Origin of the sequence: Mesorhizobium sp. L48C026A00, from assembly GCF_000502375.1 — a bacterium.
Classification (GTDB): Bacteria; Pseudomonadota; Alphaproteobacteria; order Rhizobiales; family Rhizobiaceae; genus Mesorhizobium; species Mesorhizobium muleiense.
Genome location: NZ_AYWU01000004.1, coordinates 121,268 through 138,933, shown reverse-complemented (window position 1 = coordinate 138,933; position 17,666 = coordinate 121,268). Strand labels below are relative to the sequence as shown.

General features: G+C 60.4%; 16 protein-coding genes and 2 pseudogenes. 7 read left to right on the top strand and 11 right to left on the bottom strand.

The genetic code is table 11. The features are described 5' to 3' along the window. Positions 1-17 precede the first annotated feature (17 nt). Genes X738_RS51750 through X738_RS51735 form a run of 4 tightly spaced genes read right to left on the bottom strand, consistent with a single transcriptional unit; the run spans position 18 to position 3,778 of the window. A complete protein-coding gene (locus X738_RS51750; protein ID WP_051407735.1) occupies positions 18-1,550 on the bottom strand; it encodes a sugar ABC transporter ATP-binding protein in 1,533 nt (510 codons plus the stop codon). A gap of 34 nt (positions 1,551-1,584) precedes the next feature. Then, a complete protein-coding gene (locus X738_RS51745) occupies positions 1,585-2,475 on the bottom strand; it encodes an NAD(P)-dependent oxidoreductase (protein ID WP_023797995.1) in 891 nt (296 codons plus the stop codon). Between the two features lie 3 nt (positions 2,476-2,478). After that, entirely contained in the window at positions 2,479-2,994 is a 516-nt protein-coding gene (locus tag X738_RS51740) for a gluconokinase (RefSeq protein ID WP_156942566.1), read from the bottom strand. 19 nt (positions 2,995-3,013) lie between these two features. Next, positions 3,014-3,778, bottom strand: coding sequence for an SDR family oxidoreductase (locus X738_RS51735; RefSeq protein ID WP_023797993.1), 765 nt, complete (start codon positions 3,776-3,778; stop codon positions 3,014-3,016). A 146-nt stretch (positions 3,779-3,924) separates the two neighbouring features. On the opposite strand from X738_RS51735, the gene X738_RS51730 reads away from it, so the two are divergent. After that, positions 3,925-4,845, top strand: coding sequence for a 2-hydroxyacid dehydrogenase (locus X738_RS51730; protein ID WP_031254529.1), 921 nt, complete (start codon positions 3,925-3,927; stop codon positions 4,843-4,845). An 11-nt stretch (positions 4,846-4,856) separates the two neighbouring features. Continuing rightward, positions 4,857-5,889, top strand: a pseudogene (locus tag X738_RS51725) (L-idonate 5-dehydrogenase). Positions 5,890-5,898: 9 nt separating this feature from the next. Here X738_RS51725 and X738_RS51720 read toward each other — a convergent pair. Together X738_RS51720 and X738_RS51715 are read right to left on the bottom strand one after the other, a co-directional pair. Next, positions 5,899-6,327, bottom strand: coding sequence for a GlcG/HbpS family heme-binding protein (locus X738_RS51720; protein WP_306454935.1), 429 nt, complete (start codon positions 6,325-6,327; stop codon positions 5,899-5,901). A gap of 32 nt (positions 6,328-6,359) precedes the next feature. Then, positions 6,360-7,400, bottom strand: a complete 1,041-nt coding sequence (locus tag X738_RS51715; RefSeq protein WP_373420399.1) for a LacI family DNA-binding transcriptional regulator — start codon at positions 7,398-7,400, stop codon at positions 6,360-6,362. A 214-nt stretch (positions 7,401-7,614) separates the two neighbouring features. Between X738_RS51715 and X738_RS51710 the strand changes: the two genes are divergently transcribed. The 5 genes from X738_RS51710 to X738_RS51690 all read left to right on the top strand — a co-directional run bounded on the left by X738_RS51710 (position 7,615) and on the right by X738_RS51690 (position 11,942). Next, entirely contained in the window at positions 7,615-8,541 is a 927-nt protein-coding gene (locus X738_RS51710) for an SMP-30/gluconolactonase/LRE family protein (protein ID WP_023797990.1), read from the top strand. Between the two features lie 451 nt (positions 8,542-8,992). Then, positions 8,993-9,799 (top strand): transporter substrate-binding domain-containing protein, encoded by an 807-nt coding sequence (locus X738_RS51705; RefSeq protein ID WP_023797989.1) that lies wholly within the window; start codon positions 8,993-8,995, stop codon positions 9,797-9,799. 70 nt (positions 9,800-9,869) lie between these two features. Beyond that, positions 9,870-10,574 (top strand): amino acid ABC transporter permease, encoded by a 705-nt coding sequence (locus X738_RS51700; protein ID WP_023797988.1) that lies wholly within the window; start codon positions 9,870-9,872, stop codon positions 10,572-10,574. After that, positions 10,571-11,230 (top strand): amino acid ABC transporter permease, encoded by a 660-nt coding sequence (locus X738_RS51695; protein ID WP_023797987.1) that lies wholly within the window; start codon positions 10,571-10,573, stop codon positions 11,228-11,230. Before X738_RS51700 ends, X738_RS51695 begins: the two co-directional genes overlap by 4 nt. Continuing rightward, positions 11,211-11,942, top strand: a complete 732-nt coding sequence (locus X738_RS51690) for an amino acid ABC transporter ATP-binding protein (protein WP_023797986.1) — start codon at positions 11,211-11,213, stop codon at positions 11,940-11,942. The genes X738_RS51695 and X738_RS51690 overlap by 20 nt, the downstream gene beginning before the upstream one ends. A gap of 9 nt (positions 11,943-11,951) precedes the next feature. On the opposite strand, the gene X738_RS51685 is transcribed toward X738_RS51690, so the two are convergent. The 5 genes and pseudogenes from X738_RS51685 to X738_RS51665 all read right to left on the bottom strand — a co-directional run bounded on the left by X738_RS51685 (position 11,952) and on the right by X738_RS51665 (position 17,582). Beyond that, the gene (locus X738_RS51685) at positions 11,952-13,022 is read right to left on the bottom strand and encodes an adenylate/guanylate cyclase domain-containing protein (RefSeq protein ID WP_023797985.1); all 1,071 of its coding nucleotides are present in this window, start codon (positions 13,020-13,022) and stop codon (positions 11,952-11,954) included. Positions 13,023-13,025: 3 nt separating this feature from the next. Then, positions 13,026-13,499, bottom strand: a complete 474-nt coding sequence (locus X738_RS51680; RefSeq protein WP_031254524.1) for a Rab family GTPase — start codon at positions 13,497-13,499, stop codon at positions 13,026-13,028. A gap of 29 nt (positions 13,500-13,528) precedes the next feature. Beyond that, positions 13,529-14,740 (bottom strand): OmpA family protein, encoded by a 1,212-nt coding sequence (locus X738_RS51675; RefSeq protein ID WP_023797983.1) that lies wholly within the window; start codon positions 14,738-14,740, stop codon positions 13,529-13,531. Positions 14,741-14,832: 92 nt separating this feature from the next. Then, positions 14,833-16,909: pseudogene (locus X738_RS89680) on the bottom strand (OmpA family protein); the annotation flags it as partial. Positions 16,910-16,916: 7 nt separating this feature from the next. Next, positions 16,917-17,582, bottom strand: coding sequence for a hypothetical protein (locus tag X738_RS51665; RefSeq protein WP_031254520.1), 666 nt, complete (start codon positions 17,580-17,582; stop codon positions 16,917-16,919). Positions 17,583-17,666: the final 84 nt, after the last annotated feature.

Genomic DNA, 17,666 nt, shown 5'->3' with positions numbered 1-17,666 from the left:
GTCTTGCTCCGGGACGGTCAGGCGGCTTCGGATGCCGATGCGGCGGTGATCACGGCGGATGTCGTGAGTTCATCGCCGGCGAGTTCGCGAACGATCTGCCCGCGGGAAAAGACCAGCGCCCTGTGGCAGATATGGGCGATCTCCTCGAAGTCGGTCGAAACAACGACGACGCCCAATCCGGCTTCGAGCGCCCGCCCGATCAGCCGGTAAATCTCGGCCTTCGCGCCGACATCGACGCCGGCGGTCGGGTCTTCGGCGATGAGCAGCTTGCGGCCGGTATGAAGCCAACGGCCGACGACGACCTTCTGCTGGTTGCCGCCGGACAGCGCCTCGATCGGCAGGTCCGGATCGTTGGGCCTGAGGCCGACCGTATCGCCGATCGCCCGAGCATGTGCCGCCTCCTTGTGGCCAGCGAGAAAGGAAAACAGGCTGCGCCTGGCCGCGCCCGGATTGATAAAAATGTTTTCGCGGATTGAGAGTGCAGCCGCGATCGACTCCTCGGTGCGATCGCGGGCGATGAGACCGACTCCGGCTTGCATCGCCGCAATGGGACTGGAGAGATCAGGCGTTTTGCAGTCGATGGAAATCTCGCCCGCAAAAGTTGTGCAGCCGAAGAGCGTCCGCCCGATGAGTTCCTGCCCGGCGCCGCGCAGCCCGACAAGGCCGAGCATTTCACCCCGGCGGACGTCGAAGGAAACCGGCCCGGCTCCCGCGCAAACCAGGTCGCGCACCGCGCAGATCGTCGCGCCCGCCTTGGTGGCCGCCTTGGCAAAGACCTGGCTCGCCGGTCGCCCAACGATCATTTCCACCAGTTCATCCGGCTTTGTGTCCGCTACCTTGTTCTGGCCGACCAGCTTCCCGTCCCGCAGCACGGCTACCTTGTCGGCGATGCGGAAAATCTCGTCGAGCCGGTGCGAAACATAGATCATGCCGACGCCGCGCTGCTTCAGCGGACGAAGCGCGTCGAACAATCGGTCGACCTCGTCGGCGGGAAGGCTCGCCGTCGGCTCGTCGAGCACGAGCACATCGGCTTCGGTTGCCAGCGCTCGGGCGATCGCGACGAGCGACTTTTCCGTCCGGGTGAGATCCTGGACCCGGGTCGTCGGATCGAAATCGCAACCAACGAGGCTGAGCGCGGCCTGAGCCCGCTCTTCCGTCGCGCGCCAGTCGATAAGGCCCGAGCGGAGCGAAAACCCCTGAGCCAGCCCGACATTCTCGCCGACAGACATCCATTCGATCAGCCCGAGATCCTGGTGGATGAAGGCAACCTGCTGGCGCTGGTTGGGACGCGGAGGCCGATGCTGATAGGGCTCGCCGCGAAACAGAATGCGTCCGCCATCCGGCCGGTGGATGCCGGCGAGCGTCTTGATGAGCGTCGATTTGCCGGCGCCGTTCTCTCCCAGCAGGGCGAGAATTTCGCCCTCATGCAAATCGAGCGATACGTCGGAAAGCGCGCGCGTGCCGCCGAACTCCTTGGTAATCGTCTGAAACTCGATCAGCTTGGTCCCGACCACGCACGCTCCTCCCAAAGGGTATGTTATCGATAACATATCCAGAGTCAACCGCCGCCTCGTAAATCATGCGTCAGTCCTGGTGCATGCCGTCGAGCAGGCGCATCATTTCGGCGGAATCGCGGGCTCCGAGACCGGCCGCGCAAAGCAGGCGATGGATTTCGACGACCTGCCCAGTCATCGGCAGCGGTGTTTTCGTCTTCATTGCGAACGCCTGGAGGGAATCGAGATCCTTCAGCATGTTGTCGATCCGGCCAGTCGGCGAGAAATCGCGCGCGGCGAATTTCTTCATGAACTCCTGCATGATGTTGGAATCGGCGCGACCGCCGGCGAGCGCCGCGGGAATTAGTGCTGCATCGACGCCTCCGGCTTCGGCTAGTTTCACCGCTTCCGCGACCGCCTGGAACAGCACGGCGCAAAAGAGCTGGTTGATCAGCTTGGTCGTCTGGCCGGCGCCGCTCGGGCCCATCAGCGTGTAGTTTGCGCAAAGATGCTGCATGACCGTTCGGGCGCGCTCGAAATCGGCCTTGTCGCCGCCGGCCATAACCGTCAGGCGGCCCGCAAGCGCGCCGGGTGCGCCGCCCGAAAGCGGACAGTCCACCCATTTCATGCCGGTCTCGTCGGCAAGTTTTTTCGACATCTGCGCGGTATCGACCGGATCGATGGAAGACATGTCGATGAGGATCTTTCCGGGTCCGGCTGCTTCAGCGACGCCCTCGGCGCCGAACACCGCGGCACGCACTATATTGGCGTGGTTGAGGCTGAGGATGACGAAATCGCTTGCCAGCGTCGCGCCGGCAACGGAGACGGCGGATGCTGCGCCTTTACCGGCAAGAGCGGATAGCTTGGCGCTGTCGAGATCGAACACCGTCACCGCCTGCCCCTCCTCGAGAAGCCGGGCCGTGATCGCCGAGCCCATGATGCCGGCGCCGATGACGGCGATCTTTGCTGGGGCTTGCGACATATCTCACGTTCCCTTCATTTGCTGAATCTGCGCCCCGATCCCCATCTCCGCCAGCCGTGCACACGCGGCGTCCATGATCGCGTCCATCGTCGCAGCGATGTTGACCGTCACCACGCCCTGCTCGGCCGTGGGATGTTCCAGTGTCGCGAACTGGCTGTCCAGCAGCGAGGGTGGCATGAAGTGACCGCGCCGCTCGCCGATCCGTTGCCGCAGCAATTGGTGCGATCCTTCCAGGAACACGAAGACCAGATCGCCTCCGGCCGCCTGGCGAAGGCGATCGCGATAAGCTTTCTTGAGTGCCGAGCAGGTGACGACAAGGCCATCGCCTTGTGCCGTACGCAGCGCCTTGCCGACAAGGTCCAGCCAAGGCCAGCGATCGGCGTCGTCAAGCGGAACGCCGGCCGACATCTTCTCGACGTTCTGGCGCGGATGCAGCGCGTCGCCCTCGACAAATTCGATGCCCAGGCGCGCGGCGATGCCCTCGCCAATGCTGGTTTTGCCGCAGCCGCTGACGCCCATCACCACGATGAGCGCCGGCTCAGAGGCAGGTCGTGATGCCGCCATCGACATAAAGCGTATGACCGTTGACGAATGACGAAGCCGGGCCGGCGAGGAAGACCGCCGCGCCAACCAATTCGTCGACATTGCCCCACCTTCCCGCCGGAGTGCGGTTGGCCAACCAGGCCGAGAACTCCGGATTTTCGACCAGCGCCTGATTGAGCGGGGTCTTGAAATAGCCGGGTGCGATCGCGTTGATCTGCAGGCCATGTTTGGCCCAGTCCGCGCACATGCCGCGCGTCAAATTGCGCACGGCGCCCTTGGTGGCGGTGTACGGCGCGATGTTGGTCCGGGCCAATTCGCTCTGCACAGAGGCGATGTTGATGATCTTGCCTTTCTGGCGTGGGATCATGTACCGGGCCACCGCCTGACCGACATAAAAGACGCTCGAAATGTTGGTGCGCAGGAGTTCATCCCACTTGTCGACCGGAAAATCCTCGAGCGGCGCGCGATACTGCATGCCAGCATTGTTCACGAGAATATCGATCGGCCCAAGATTGGCTTCGATGTTGGCGACGCCTTTTGCGGCAGCCCCTGCTGAGGTGACGTCGAACACCGCGCCATCGGCTTTGAAGCCCTTCGCGGCGAGCATTCCAGCCGCCTCCGCTACTTTGTCGGCGTTGCGGCCGTTGAGTACGATCGTCGCGCCATGACGCGCCAGACCCTCGGCCAGCGCCAGGCCTATGCCTTGGCTCGATCCGGTAACCAGGGCTCGAAGCCCAGTCAAATCGAAGAGCGAACTCACTCCAACCTCCCTGCAAGGCAAAACGATTCCAGGCGAACCGATTTTCTTGCTCCGCCTTTCTATCCTATTGACATTAATGTTATCGATAACATAGTCAATAGAAAAGGTGAAAATTCGGAGGAGATCAGCCGGTGACCGACATCCTGATGATAGGCCCTTACCCCGCCTGGGACATGGAAGACCTGGAAGCAAAATACCGGATGCATAAGCTCTGGGAGGCGACGGACAAGGACGCGCTGCTCACCGGAAAGGCCGACGCCATCCGCGCCATCGCGACCCGCGGCGAACTGGGTGCGAGCGCCGCGCTCATGGCAAGGCTGCCTAAGCTGGAGATCGTCTCCTGCTACGGAGTGGGCACCGACGCGATAGACCTCGGCCACGCCAGGGCGAACGGGATCCGGGTCACCAACACGCCGGATGTGCTTACCGAAGACGTCGCCGACATCGGCATCGGTCTTCTGCTATCGGTGGCGCGCAATATCCCTCAGGCGGATGCCTATGTGCGGAACGGAAGCTGGACCAAGGGCAATATGCAACTCGTTACCCGCGTCTGCGGCAAAAAGCTCGGCATTGTCGGCATGGGCCGGGTCGGCGCCGCGGTGGCAAAGCGCGCGGCCGCCTTCGATTGTGCCATCTCCTACTACGACATCAACAGGCGCGGCGACCTGCCTTACGCCTATGTCGGCGACCTCGTGGACTTGGCGCGCGACAGCGAATTTTTGATCGTAACACTCGCCGGAGGCGAAAGCACAAAAAACATCATCAACGCCTCCGTCCTTGACGCGCTCGGTCCTGACGGCATTCTCGTCAACATCTCGCGCGGCAGCACGGTCGACGAAACGGCGCTGCTCGCGACCCTGGAATCGAAAACAATCAAGGGAGCGGGGCTTGACGTCTTCTGGAGCGAGCCGGCGATCGACGAGCGTTTCCTGAAGCTCGGCAATGTCGTGCTGCAGCCGCACCACGCCAGCGGCACGGTCGAAACACGAAAGGCGATGGGCAAGCTCGTGCGCGACAATCTCGCCGCCCATTTCAGCGGGCAGGCCCTGCTGACGCCGGTCGTTTAGGAGGGGCGTCCATGAAGTCGCTCGTCATTCATGCCGCAAGGGATCTGCGGATCGAAGAAACCGACCCCGGCGCGCTCGAACCCGGACAGGTCGACATCGCCATTGAGGCCGGCGGCATCTGCGGCTCCGACCTGCATTACTACAACCACGGCGGCTTCGGCGCGATCCGGCTGCGCGAACCGATGATCCTCGGCCACGAAGTCGCTGGCACGATCAGGGCGGTCGGGGAGGGGGTTTCCTGCCTCGAGACAGGCGATCGGGTTGCGATCTCGCCGAGCCGGCCGTGCAATGCCTGCCGCTATTGCCTTAAGGGCCAGCAGAACCAGTGCCTCAACATGCGCTTTTACGGCAGCGCCATGCCGATGCCGCATATTCAGGGAGCATTCCGCCAACGGCTGGTCGCCGACGCCTCGCAGTGCCACCGGATAGCAGACCACGTCTCGATCAACGAGGCGGCCTTCGCCGAGCCGTTCGCGGTTACGCTGCACGCCGTCAACCGGGCGGGTTCGCTGTTAGGCAAGCGGGTTCTCGTCACGGGCTGCGGGCCGATCGGGGCGCTCTGCATCATCGCCGCCCGCGCGCACGGGGCACGGGAAATCGTCGCAACCGATGTGATGGCCGGCGTTTTGAAAACAGCCGCGGAAATCGGCGCCGATCGCACGATCAATGTCGCGACCGACGCCGACAAGCTGGCGGCCTACAACGCCGACAAGGGATATTTCGACGTGATGTTTTGAGGCGTCGGGCAACGAGCGCGCTGTTCGCGCCGGTCTTGAGGTTCTAAGGCCCCGCGGCGTGCTGATGCAGCTCGGGCTCGGCGGCGACCTGGCGATGCCGCAAAATCTCGTCGTCGCGAAGGAAATCGAGATGCGCGGGACGTTCCGCTTCCATGACGAGTTCGCGCTCGCCGTCGACCTGATCAACCGCCGCCGGGTGGATGTCAAACCGCTGCTTACAAGGGTCTATCCGCTCGACGAAGCCGTCGCAGCCTTCGAGATCGCCGGCGACCGCAACAAGTCGATGAAGGTCCAGATCGCCTTCTGAAGGGCCGCGCTACCGGAGCGAGCCGCTCACAGCATATCCGCGCCGATCGCGGCCAGGGCGGCGCGCGACGTCGATGTCCTGCTCGCCGCTTCCCGATCCAACGCCAATCGCGCCCGCAAGCCTGCTGTCGAAGCGGATGGGCAATCCGCTGGGAAGACAGCTCACGCCGCCCTGCGATGCGACTGCCGCCGCTGCCTCGAATGGTATTGCGCCTGTCGCGACGTTGATGGCTGCCGCCGTGCGCGCCTTTGCCCGCGCGGTATGCATGCTCAAATACCTGGCGCCGTCCATGCGCAGGCTGGCGATCGTCTCGCCGCTGGCGTCGACCACTACGAAGCATTGCGGGACACCCCTTGCGCTTGCTGGCGCCATGCCTGCGCTCAGCGCCTTCGTTGCGCCGTCATGGCTCAGACTTACGGTTTCGCGGAACATCGCCATGGTGCGGCCTCTATCGCCGGAATGGTTGAGTGTTAGGCGCTTTCCCGCTCCACCACCTTGTAGCTGGTCAAGATAATTTCCTGGGACAAGCCGTTGTCCTCGCCCTTGATCGACTGGATCAGCTTGCGTGCTGCCTGTTTGCCGATGCCGTAGCAGTCCACGTTCACCGTCGTGAGTGTCGGATGGCAGTAAGCTGCAATCTCGAAATCGCCGAAGCCGGCGATCGCGATGTCCTGCGGAATCCGGATGCCCCGGCGCTTGCACTCCATCACCGCACCAAACGCCGACAAATCCGAGACGCACAGCGCGACCTCGGTATCCGGCCAGCGCTCCAGCATGCCGACGACCGCCTGTCCGCCCTGCTCGATCGAAATTGGAGGCACGCCGAATGAAACCAGGCGGCCGGGCGGCAGGCCGAGTTCCTCGATCGCCTTGACGAATCCGGCCCGCCGCTGGCTGCCGCGCGTATCCCGTGACGTCGTACCGCCGATATAGCCGAATTTCCGGTAGCCTTTTTTCGCCAATGTCCTGACGAGCAGCGCCATCGCTTCCTCATTTGAGAAGCCGACGACCTGATCGATCGGCTTCGGCGGCAATTCCCACGTTTCAACCACCGGAATGCCCGCGCTTTCCAACATGCGCCGCGTAAGATCGGTATGTGTGCCGCCGGTCAGGATAATGCCCTCCGGACGTCGGCGAAGCATCGCCTCGATCAGCCTTTCTTCCTTTTCCGCCGTGTAGTCGGTGTAGCCGAGCAGAAGCTGAAGACCCGTATTCTCCAGTTCGTCGGTGATGCCGCGGGCGGTGTCGGCAAAATTCGAATTGTTGATCGAGGGAATGATCGCGGCCACAAACCCGGTCTTGCGTGACGACAGGCTTCCGGCAGACTGGTCGAGCACATAACCAAGCTCGTTTACCGCCGCCAGGATCCGTTCACGGGTTGCATCCGAGACGCGGCCGTCCTTCTTGAGCGCTCGCGATACCGTCATCGCCGAGACGCCGGCCCGGCGGGCCACGTCAAGCATCGTCGGCGCCTGGTTCTCGGGAGATTTGGCGTTCAGTCCCTTGGGCATCATGGCGCTCCGCAAGCCGGTCGCGGGACGCACGCTAACGACGGAGCGTGCCATGGATTCATCGCGCGCCCGTCCTCATGCATGCCCCCTTGGAAATCAGATTACAATTGATATGTTATCGCTATCATACCGCGCTGGCAACAGTTGTGCCGCGGGCCCATCAGCTGGCCCCAACCGGCCAGCGCAGATCCAGCGTGCGGGAGGCGTGAGGCCAATGTTTGAAAATATTGAGGGCACAGGTTTCGAAATGCTCGATCCGCGATTTGCCGCTTGCTTCGTCGGGCACGCGCGCGTCGAGCGGCTTTGGTCGGGCGGGCGCTGGCTGGAGGGCCCTGCGTGGTTCGGGCCGGGCCGCTATCTCATCTGGTCCGACATTCCGAACAACCGGATAATGCGCTGGGATGAGACCGACGGCTCGGTTTCGGTGTTTCGCCAGCCTTGCAATAACAGCAACGGAAACACGGTCGACAATCATGGGCGGCTTGTCACCTGCGAGCACCTGGCGCGACGGGTGACAAGGACGGAGTTCGATGGCGCGATCACGATCGTTGCCGACCGGTTCGAAGGCAGGCGCTTCAACTCGCCGAACGACGTCGTGGTTGCGTCGGACGGCGCGATCTGGTTCACGGATCCGCCCTACGGCATCATGCACGACTATGAGGGCGATTACGGCGAGGAAGAGATCGGCGGCTGCCATGTCTACCGGGTCGATGCGGCGACGGGCGCGGTCACTCGAGTCGCCGACGACTTCGTCAAGCCCAACGGCCTTGCGTTTTCCCCCGACGAAAAACTGCTCTATGTCGCCGACACGGGCGCTACGCACCTGGAGCGCGGACCCCGTCACATCCGGAAGCTCCGCGTCGGCGACGAAGGAAGGCTGAGCGGCGGCGACGTCTTTGCCGAATGCGCCAGCGGATTTTTCGACGGCTTCCGGATCGACACGAAAGGCCGCGTCTGGACCAGCGCCGGTGATGGGATTCACTGTTTCGATCCGGACGGAACGCTAATCGGCAAGATCCGTATTCCCGAGACCGTCGCGAACGTCACTTTCGGCGGAACTCGCCGCAACCGACTCTTCATCTGCGCGACGACTTCGCTTTATGCCGTCTATCTTACGGCCAACGGCTCCAAACTGGGCTGACACTGCAGCAGAACGGTCAGCCATCTCGGGCGTCTGCGACTGCTCGACAATGTTACGACTCGAGCATCGCGGTAGAGCCAAGATCGGGGAGTCGCCGAAGCGAATGTCCCTTAGACCCGCAACCAAGCCGCGAATCTCCTGTATTTCGCGCATTTGGGGCTAACAATCCATGAAACACGCACTGGGCACTTGACATCATGTTATCGATAACATCAATATAGGGCGGTTGGAGGAGAAATGAGATCGGCACGCTCGCAAATGCGGGGCTAAGGCCCGCGGAGAACGCCTGTGCAGTCGCCAAGGGCAGTGTGCAGATCCAATTTTCCAACATCGAAGCTCTAGGAGCAGACACAGCCATCTGTCCGATCGTGTCAATGCCGGTGGATGCACGGACATATTTGATAGGCGCCTCGCAGTCGGCGCCTCGGGATCTTTCACGGAGGAGAACACCATGAAACCACTTGTCAAAATCCGCGCAATATTCGCCGCGATCAGCCTTGCCGTCCCAATGCTAGCGATGGCCAACTCGCCCGCCAGCGCCATCACTCTGGAAGAGATTACCTCACGCGGCAGCGTCCGAATCGGCGTCGTGACCGGCGCGCCTCCGATGGGCATGGTCGATGAAAGCGGCAATCCAACGGGCTACGACGTCGACGTCGCCAACCTCATTGCCGGTTATCTTGGAGTGAAGGCGGAACTCGTTCCGCTGACGCCGCCGTCGCGAATCCCAGCCCTGCAAACCGGCAAGGTCGATTTCCTGGTGGCCACACTGGCGCCCACCGGAGAACGGGCCAAGACCGTCATGTTCACCCAGCCCTACAGTGCCTTCAACATGGTGATCGTGTCTGGCCCAGATCAGAAATTCGCCCAGCTATCAGAGCTCGAAGGCAAACGCGTTGGCGTCAATCGGGGCTCGTCGCAGGAAGCCGCATTGCGGCGGGTCGCCGTGCCGGGGCTCGAGATCGTCGTGTTCGAGGACGATTCGACGACCGCTCAGGCGCTCTTTGCCGGCCAGGTCGATGCGACCGCGCTCCCCTCGACGGTTGCCAATGCCATCATTCAGCAGAGGCCGGACGCCGGTCTGCAGGTCGGCTTCACCTTTTTCCGGCAAGGCAACTCCATGGCCACCACGCTCCAGGATTTCGAGGTGCACCAGTGGCTCAACACCGCGATCTATCTGATGAAGAATTCCGGCGAACTTGACGCCATCGCGACGAAGTGGACGGGCACCCCGATGCCGCAACTGCCTTTGTTCTGATCTCACGAAAGGTTGCCGGACGATCTGCGTCCGGCAAATTCGTTGGTGACGTTCCGATCGAGGACCAAGAATGTCTTACACATTCCAGTTCGGCGCTATCGCGCAATACACCGACGAGATTGTCGCCGGGATATGGCTGACGATCATGTTGTCCGCCGCCTCCATCGTGATGGGAAGTTCGTTCGGCATCGTTCTCGCGTCGCTGCGTTCGATGCACGGCCGGGCGGTACGGCTCATGGTCGATGCGTATGTCGAGATCATCCGCAACACGCCATTCCTGGTTCAGCTTTTCATCATTTATTTCGGACTACCCGGCGTTGGTCTGCGGGTTAGCGCAACGACGGCGGCGCTGATCGGCATGACGATAAACCTCGCAGCCTATTCGACCGAAATTATCCGAGCCGGCATAGAAGCCGTCCACAAGTCGCAGATCGAGGCGGGTGAAGCGCTCGGGTTCACGTCCTTTCAAATCTATCGCCATGTCATCATCATGCCGGCAATCGCCAAGGTGTATCCGGCGCTGTGCAGCCAATTCGTCCTGATGATGCTTGCTTCAAGCATCTGCTCGGCGATTTCGACCAAGGAACTCGCCGCTTCCGCAGCCTTTGTCGAATCGCAAAGTTTTCGTTCGTTCGAAGTCTATATCGTCGTGACGCTGATCTATCTGGCTCTCGCCCTGGCGTTGCGCGCGATACTGGCGCTCGTTGGCTGGGGCCTGTTCGGGCGCCGTGTGGCGCGCAAGGCGACGACCTCCCTTGCGGAGGTGCAGGCATGACGCTCCGGACTTTCGGCTTCAGCGAATTCGGTTTCCTTGTCTCGGCGCTGCAGTGGACGATCCTTTTGACCGTCATTGCGCTTTCCGGTGGAGGCTTTATCGGCTTCATCATTGCACTCGCGCGGACCTCGACACGCAAGGCCGTGCGGGTTGCCGCCGCCACCTACATCCAGATCATCCAGGGCATTCCCGTGCTGATGATCCTGTTTCTTTCGTATTACGGCCTCAGCCTCGCCGGCTTTCAAATGCCGCCCCTGGTCGCAGCCGGCGTTTCGATGACGATCTATGCCTCGGGCTACCTTGCGGAGATCTGGCGCGGCTCCATTCAGGCCGTGGCCAAGCAGCAATGGGAGGCGTCGGAATCCTTGGCGATGACGCGAGCCCAGCAATACCGCTACGTCATCCTGCCCCAGGCCCTACGCATCGCGCTCCCTTCCACCGTCGGCTTTGCCGTGCAGGTGGTCAAGAACACGTCGATCACCTCGATCATCGGCTTCGTTGAACTCGCCCGCGCCGGGCAACTCATCAACAACGCGACGTTCCAGCCGTTCCGCGTTTTTCTCGCAGTCGCGGCTCTCTACTTTGTCGTCTGCTATCCGTTGTCCCAGCTGTCGCGTCTGCTGGAAAGGAGGCTCCATGCCGGAAGTGCTTATTGATAATGTCCACAAGAGCTTCGGAGCTGTCGAAGTCCTCAAGGGCGTCTCGCTGTCCGTCAATCGGGGCGATGTGTTTGCGTTGATCGGCCGCTCCGGTTCCGGAAAAAGCACGCTTCTGCGCTGCATCAACGGCCTGGAAATGATCAATTCCGGCCGCATCGAAGTTGCCGGCCACGCCGTTGGCCGAGACCCGAAAGAGTTGCGCAAGCTGCGCACCGATGTCGGCATCGTCTTCCAAAGCTACAATCTCTTTCCGCACCTGACGGTGGCCGAAAACATCATGCTGGCGCCGCGGATCGTCAAATTGGTGTCGAAAGCTGAAGCCAAAACCACTGCGGAGGAAGTTCTCGGCATGGTTGGCCTGTCGGAGAAGTTCGACGCCTATCCCGACCAGCTTTCCGGCGGCCAGCAGCAGCGCGTGGCGATCGCCCGCTCGCTCGCCATGCGTCCCAAGGTGATGCTGTTCGACGAGGTGACGTCGGCGCTCGATCCGGAACTGACCGAGGAGGTGCTGAACGTGCTGGAAACGCTCGCCCGTAACGGAATGACCATGCTGCTCGTCACCCACGAGATGGGTTTTGCCCGCCGGGTGGCGACCACAACGATTTTCATGCATCACGGAAAGATCTGGGAAGAGGGGCCTTCGGTTGAACTCTTCGGCAGGCCGAAGACCCCGGAACTGCAGCAGTTTATTAAATCGGACGTGAAGTAGCCCGGCAAATCAGGCCGGGAGCCGCCACATTCGCACACGACCTGTACCGCGCAATTCCGTTTCCGCGAGAGGGTCGCAAGCAAAATTTGGTCCAAGCAGTTTGCGAGTTGCATCCGAAATACGGATTTCATCGGGCTCCGCTGACGTTTGAATACGTGCGGCGAGATTAACGGTCTCGCCCCAAAGGTCATAGGCAAACCGCCTTTTGCCTATGACGCCCGCGACGATTGGTCCTGAGTGAATTCCAATTCTGAGTCTTATCGGTTCTCCTGCGAAGCGTTCGTGCTTAACCGCCTTCCGCAGTTCAAGTGCATAGTGCGCAAGAGCTTCTGCATGATCGGATCGCGCGACGGGCAGGCCAGCGACCACCATCACACAATCGCCGATTGTCTTGATCTTTTCGCAGCCGTCTCGTTCCGAGAGCAGATCCGCTGCCTTGAAGAAGTAGTTCAAAATAGCCAGCGTTACCTCGGCTCCGACGTTCCGCGCTCTTTCCGTAAATCCGACGATGTCGGCAAAAAGCACACTCACGTCAGCATGGTTGTCTGCAATTTGCTCGTCGGCCTTTAACCGCTCCGCGATCGACGCCGGAAGAATGTTGAGGAGCAGGCTTTCGGCGCGCTGGTATTCACGCGACAATCCCTCCTGGCTCTGCCGCAACGCCTCGTTCGTCAACTGTAATTTTTCGTTGAGTTGACGCTCCCTCTCTTGCAGGAGTGTCATTTCATAAGCCTTCTGTTGAAGCCGCTGCCTGTTGTCGCGTTCGGCAGTGGCGTCAAGAAAGAGCAGCCATACGCAGGCATTGCCAGCAAAAAGATGAAGGTCCGCGACACGCCCGCTGGGCAGTTCGACCATGGCCATATGATATGGAAGCTCCGGGCAAGGCAGCAAACCTTCCATGAACGCAAGCTGCTCGGCAACGGGCTTGCCAATGCAAAGTGATGATAGGCCGTAATGTTCAACACTGCCGCCCTTCTCAGCGATGCAAAGCTGGGCATCAATTTTCAGATATGCGACAGAGTGCTCGTTGGAGAAGAAATCGTAAATCCAGCTTCTGACTTCTCTTGGCAATCCACGCATGGTCTATTCGGTGACCATCGAAGCAAGCTGGCGGAACGCATCATCAACATATTCACCCGAAAGCGCACTTGTCAGATAGATTTGCCATCCAAGTTGCCTCAGTTCGTTGATCTCACTATCCGATATTGCCCACCGATCGGCCAGATCGGATTTGTTGAACAGCAATACGAACGGCATGGCGCCGAATTCGGCCTCGGCCCGCTCGCGCAGCGTGAGCGCCACTGCTAGGGTAGCGGCGCGGGTTCCATCGACGACAAGCACGAGCCCGCTCGCGCCCCGCACATAGCTGACGCGGAACGACCCGATATCGTCTTCGCCGGCCAGATCCCACAAAATCAGATCCACGGTTTTATCCGGCAGTACAACACTCTTCTTGTCGATTTTCACTCCCACCGTGGTCAAGTAGGTTTCTGAAAAGATGCTTTGCACAAACCTGCGAACCAGACTCGTCTTTCCGACAGCGAACCCGCCCAACATGCAGATCTTTTTTTGCAATAACCTGGGCCCTAGTGGAAGTTTACCGTAACCGAAACTCTGCGATTGGCGGAGCTCCCGGTTCGGCTATTCTCAGTCTCCGCCGGCTCAAAAGTGCCCGCGCCGCGAACCAAAAGCGATTCCGGAGCGACGCCGCGCTTCTTGAGAAGCGCACGAACTGTCTCGGCGCGGGCGGCGCTGATCGACGCGTTGGCCGTCTCACGGCCCACGGTGTCCGAATGGCCGGTCAACATGAACTGTGCTGTTACGCCTGCCTTGCGGGCGTCCTTGGCCAATTCTTTCAATTGATTCGCCAATTGGTCGAGAACTGGCAGTTGCTCTGGTCCCGGTACAGCCTTGCCAGAATCGAAGAAAATGTCGACCGCTTGAATAGCCTCCCTCAAATGCGTGAGTTCCTGAGGGGTCACCTCGCGCAGCTCGGAAATTTCTAGAGAGAGTCCGTCCGCGGCCAGTTGTTGGGCGGCGACCCGCGCCCGATCTATCCAGGCGGCAGGAGCCTCGCCCACGACAACGATGCGATCCTTGATGATCGAAAATCGTACTGAATCCGGCGGGACCAGCGACGCCATCAGCCGCTTCACCACGAACTTCGGATCAAGGCTCTGATAGAATTGCCACTGCGAATGAACGCGAGCCGGATCAACGTCCGTTCCGGACAGCAGAGCCTGCGGGTCGGCGGCCTGCGGATCTCTCAGGCCGGAAATGTAGAAATGTCCGCCACTCGCCCTTTGTTGGGCGACGATGATTCCCGGTTGGGCCTCAAGACGCGACACATAAGTCTGCCAGTGCTCCGCCGCGCGTGCTTCGGGGCTCACATCGCGAACCTTGGAGAAGTCGAATACCGGTCCGCCTGCCTCAAGCTGTCGGGCCGCTACGCGTGCCCGATCTATCCAGGTGTCGGGAGCCTCACCCTCGGCAACGATGCGATCCTCGACGATCGAAAGCCGAACCGATTTCGGCGGGGTCAGCGACGCGGTTAGCCGCTTCAGCACGAACTCCGGATCAAGGCTCTGATAGAATTGCCACTGCGAACGAACGCGGGCGGGATCGACCTGCGCTCCGGACAGCAAAGCCTGCGGGTCGGCGGCAAGCGGGTCTCTCAGGCCAGCAATATAGAATTGGCCATCGCGCATCTTTTGTTCGGCAACGATGATGCCCGGCTGGGTTCCCAGGCGCGACACATAGGCCTGCCAGCGCTCCGCCTCGCGTGCTTCGGGGCTCACATCACGGACCCTGGAGATATCGAATACCGGTCCGCCTGCCTCAAGCTGTCGGGCCGCTGCGCGTGCCCGATCTATCCAGGTGTCGGGAGCNGCTCCGCCGCGCGTGCTTCGGGGCTCACATCACGGACCCTGGAGATATCGAATACCGGTCCGCCTGCCTCAAGCTGTCGGGCCGCTGCGCGTGCCCGATCTATCCAGGTGTCGGGAGCCTCACCCTCGGCAACGATGCGATCATTGACGATCGAAAGTCGTACTGAATCCGGCGGAGCTAGCGACGCCGTTAGCCGCTTCAACACGAACTCCGGCTCAAGGCTCTGATAGAATTGCCACTGTGAATGAACGCGGGCGGGATCGACCTGCGTTCCGGACAGCAAAGCCTGCGGGTCGGCGGCAAGCGGGTCTCTCAGGCCGGCAATATAGAATTGGCCATCGCGCACCTTTTGTTCGGCAACGATGATGCCCGGCTGGGTTCCCAGTCGCGACACATAGGCCTGCCAGTGCTCCGCCGCGCGTGCTTCGGGGCTCACATCACGAACCTTGGAGATGTCGAATACCGGTCCGCCTGCCTCAAGCTGTCGGGCCGCTGCGCGTGCCCGATCTATCCAGGTGTCGGGAGCNATATCGAATACCGGTCCGCCTGCCTCAAGCTGTCGGGCCGCTGCGCGTGCCCGATCTATCCAGGTGTCGGGAGCGTCACCCTCGGCAACGATGCGATCCTCGACGATCGAAAGCCGAACCGATTTCGGCGGGGTCAGCGACGCCGTCAGCCGCTTCAGCACGAACTCCGGCTCAAGGCTCTGATAGAATTGCCACTGCGAATGAACGCGGGCGGGATCGACCTGGGTTCCGGACAACAGCGACTGCGGGTCGGCGGCAAGCGGGTCTCTCAGGCCGGCAATATAGAATTGGCCATCGCGCACCTTTTGTTCGGCAACGATGATGCCCGGCTGGGTTCCCAGGCGCGACACATAGGCCTGCCANCTGCGGGTCGGCGGCAAGCGGGTCTCTCAGGCCGGCAATATAGAATTGGCCATCGCGCACCTTTTGTTCGGCAACGATGATGCCCGGCTGGGTACTCAGCCGCGACACATAGGCCTGCCAGCGTTGCCCGGATTGCCAGGAAAGAAAGAACCAACCGCCTGCCGGAATCAAAACCAGCAGGACTGCAGCCACCACCAGCCACGGAAATCCCTGGTTTGAGTCCTCCTGCTTCAGTTCAACGCAGGATTGCAACTGCGTCTCTATGCCGGCCAACTGCGAACTGTCGCCGTCAAACTGCTCTAAAGCCTGGGAGTATTCATCATGGATGCGAAACAACACATCGCGAACGATTTCATGTAATTCCTCTGGCGGATTTCCCCGGATCACCGCGACCAAGGTCGCAAACGGTCCAACTTCCGACCAGAGACGAAGCTCTCCGAAACGGATAGTGTCCAGGCCGCTTTGTTCTTTCTCGTTAAATGAGTCTTTCACAAAATCTTGAATAGCACTAAGCATCGAAGAAATGAGTTGAGGATCTTCGCTCGTTGCATTATCGGCTGTTACATGCGCTATCAAAATCCCGGAATTGCGGTTGATGAGAAATACATGCTCTACACGATAGACAAGAGAATGCTTAAGAACAACTTCTGAGAAGCTTGCACCCGTTCTCCAAGCTTCAAATCTCCACTTGAGCCCATGCCAGGTAAATATATGTCTTAGAGTTTCATTCAGCGACTGAAAGGTCTGATCGATCTTTTCCCCGATCGACTTGCGAATTGCCGGCAGAAACACCGGGTATAATATATCCGTAAGCGTGCGCGGGCTCTTCTGGATGGACCGCTGCACGGCCCTCTCGACAGCTGGCGCAAGGGCCTCGCCGAGTTGCGCATGAGGCGCACGTGCGGCTGCACTGGGGAGAACACCCCCCACTGCAGCCGCAAGCTGCTCAGGTTCGTCGAGCAGGTGCGCAACTCGTGAAAGCTCCGAAATTTCGCGGCCGACCAGCAACTGGCGCAGCGTCTCCATGCGAGGATCGGCGGTTGGAACTCCGTAGAGACGCGCACGGTAGTCCGGATCGACGTTCCGAGCAATTTCGACCAAAAGATTAGCCAGAGCCTCGCGATCAATCTCTGGATCGTTCGAAGCTGCTCTTTGAGGAAGGCTGATTGGGTCGACGGTCGACGTCAAGTTCCGATCAACTCACTTTCCAGCTGCGTTCCGAGTTGTGCTTGCTGCCGACGGGATCCTGATTTAGACATTTTGCAACCTCGACAAACAGGCCGGCCAAAAGATTTCGGTCGGTCTTGACGTTGCTGAGATCGGAAAACATTTTCTCAATCAGCATCTGAATGCTTTCATTCTTTTGCTTGATTTCCTCACGCAGCAATTGATCGCTTCGATTTATCCGGTCCGCGACTTCGCGCTCAAGCTCGCTCAATTGATCCGACAACGCGCGCACCTGCTTTTCAAGCGCCTGATTTTGCTCGCGAAGATTCCGGTCAATCTCCTTGTCGGCCTCCGCTCGTGCATCTTTTTCGTTCCGCAATTGCGCCGCGAGCGATTCGACCTGCTTCTTTGCATTCGACTCGTACATTTCAAGATTGCGCTTGGCCTCGGATTCGACATCCTTGAAGCGCTGCAAGAACCGTTCTTCAAGCTTGGAAAAACGGCGGTCGTAGTCCTGCATCTGGTTGCCGAACAGCAGATCACGTATCTTGTCGACACCTACAGCGTCGCCGGACACCCCGCTCTCGCGGGCCTGGACCCCCATGAAGGCCAGCCCGTTTCCATCTGCATTGCTTATCAGATTTTCGTCCGCTTTACTTGCCGAAGAAGCGGTACTCGAAGATTCCTTAGCCATCCTTATGCCCCTTCATTTGAACACCTGCCACAGTGCAAAACCCAAAAACGCCCAAACATGTCAGCAAAATAGCCGGATCGCAAG